The 2,086-nt window shown below is 57.9% G+C and carries 3 protein-coding genes; 1 reads left to right on the forward strand and 2 read right to left on the reverse strand.

The features are described from left to right. Nucleotides 1-478, reverse strand: a 478-nt coding sequence (locus tag ACFSUD_RS19535; RefSeq protein WP_386376175.1) for a hypothetical protein, incomplete at its 3' end; no start/stop codon positions are given. Here ACFSUD_RS19535 and ACFSUD_RS19540 point away from each other — a divergent pair. Then, complete coding sequence (locus tag ACFSUD_RS19540) at nucleotides 477-1,319, forward strand: class I SAM-dependent methyltransferase (RefSeq protein WP_386376176.1); 843 nt, start codon at nucleotides 477-479, stop codon at nucleotides 1,317-1,319. The genes ACFSUD_RS19535 and ACFSUD_RS19540 overlap by 2 nt on opposite strands. A 364-nt stretch (nucleotides 1,320-1,683) precedes the next feature. On the opposite strand, the gene ACFSUD_RS19545 is transcribed toward ACFSUD_RS19540, so the two are convergent. Continuing rightward, nucleotides 1,684-2,010, reverse strand: a complete 327-nt coding sequence (locus ACFSUD_RS19545; RefSeq protein WP_386376177.1) for a DMT family transporter — start codon at nucleotides 2,008-2,010, stop codon at nucleotides 1,684-1,686. Nucleotides 2,011-2,086: the final 76 nt, after the last annotated feature.

The raw sequence follows: 2,086 nt of genomic DNA on the forward strand, positions 1-2,086 counted from the left end.
ATAACGATCTGATGGAACAGCTGGTACCACCACGGCAGAGTTCGGTCTGACAGGAGAGCGGGCCTTCGGGCAAGCACAGGGCAAACAGCTTCCAGCCGCCAGCGGCATCCATCGCCCGAACCTTTTGATGGTGCTGTTGAGGGATATGCTGGGCAGCTCCGCGCCACAATCGGTGCGCAAGCTCGCGCGGCGGCTTAGGCTCAACAAATATACCGTCTGGCGTTGGCGCATACTGGTCTTCTCGATCATCGAATGTAGCAGCTTGTCGACGAGCTTCTCCGGGATCATCGAAGCCGATGAGACCTATCAGCGGGAATCGCGCAAGGGATCGCGGGAATGGCCGGGATGCGACCGGCAGAAGTTGTCCACGCATCGTAAACGTGGTGTCGCGCCAGAGGTCTGCTTCAATCCCTCCTACAAAAGGCTGCACGATCCATGAACGACTGCTAACTTGATCTGAATAAGGATCATATTTCATGGACGCGAACAAGCTTCAGGCTGAGTATTGGGCTTCCCCCGCAGGCCTGAAATGGCTTGAACACGAGCATGCTCTGGATACCGCGATGGCCGGTATGTTGGACATGATGCTCGACGCGGCTGACATCCGATCAGCGGCCCGCATCATCGACATAGGATGTGGAACTGGTGCAAGCACGCTCGAAGCCGCCCGACGCGTTCCGGATGGCATGGCGCTCGGGGTAGACATCTCGGAGCCACTCCTTGCACGAGCTGCCCGCAGAGCGAAGGAGGCGGGAATCCAGAACGCCTCCTTCCTTCTGGCCGATGCCCAATCATACGACTTTTCGCGCCAGCCCTTCGATCTTCTGGTGTCGAGGTTGGGCATGAGCTTCTTTTCCGACACCGTCGCAGCCTTTAGGAATCTGTCAAACGCACTGACCGATCGTGGCAAGATGGTCTTCGTCTGCTGGGCGTCGGTCGCAAAGAACCCGTGGTTCTCCGTTCCAGCAAGCGCAGCGGAAGAAAGGATGGGGACGCTGCCGAGCCGGAACTCCGCCGCACCCGGACCAACCGCATTTCAGGATTGTGATCGCATAACCGAGCTGATTGCTCAGGCAGGCCTCTACAAAATTGAGGCGCGCCCAGTGGATATTGTGCTTACACCACCGGATGGTGTTGTTGGCGCAGCGCGTGCTGCAAGCAAGGTCGGGCCCGCGGTCCGGATCGTGAAGGCACACAATGGCACGGAAGCTGACGAGTTGGCGATCGAGAACGCCGTGAGAGTCGCCTTCGAAAATTTCAACGAAGGAGGTTTGGTGCGGGTTCCGGCCGTGGTCAATCTGTTCGCGTGTTCGCGATGAATGTGTCTGCGAAAGCAGAGATCGGGAATTCCAGGTTGAGTTGACCGTCGTTCCGCAAAGTTGACCAACACGATATGCGGACACCCCCAAAATTTTCGGGCGAACCGCCCTTCGCTGCACAGGACATGCATGACCGCAACGCGCAGGAAGCGGGATTTGCCAAGCCCTGCACCTATCACACAGTGAACGGCCTAACCGGCCCCAACCGGACTTTGGCTGTTCCATAAAGCGCTGCAGTGCAGCTTTCGAATTGCGGCCATTCGTGCAGCTTGCAGCATTTTGTAGGCTGAAATGTCGGTCTGCGGACCTTTCTGCCGTTCATAGTCCAGCTCACAGTGACCACTTACCAATCCTAAGCAGTCGTTCAGGATTGCTCAAATTGAGCTTTTGCACGGAATCGCCCGCCGAGCGACATAGGCATCGTGATGATGACAAGACACCCGACAACCAATACCACGCCAATCCATCCGAGGTTCGGCAAGCGCTCTCCGACGATGAGGACAGCCAAAACCGCCGCAACGACAGGCTCCAGTAGCGTGATGACGGTTGCCATGCTCGCCTGCACACGCGCCAGACCAAATCCAAAGCTAAGGTAGCCAAGGAACATGGGCACGGCTGCCATGTAAATCCCTACGGCGGCGTTCGTCCAAGATGCAAGAAACGGCCCTCCCGTCGCGATCAGCACTGGCATTAGACCCCATGATCGCCGTGTGAGCTGACTGGCTCGGCGGCCTCTCCCGCGGCATTCTCCGTTCGAGGGTTGCGTC

This window comes from Sulfitobacter aestuarii (assembly GCF_042685005.1).
GTDB classification, from domain to species: domain Bacteria; phylum Pseudomonadota; class Alphaproteobacteria; order Rhodobacterales; family Rhodobacteraceae; genus Sulfitobacter; species Sulfitobacter aestuarii.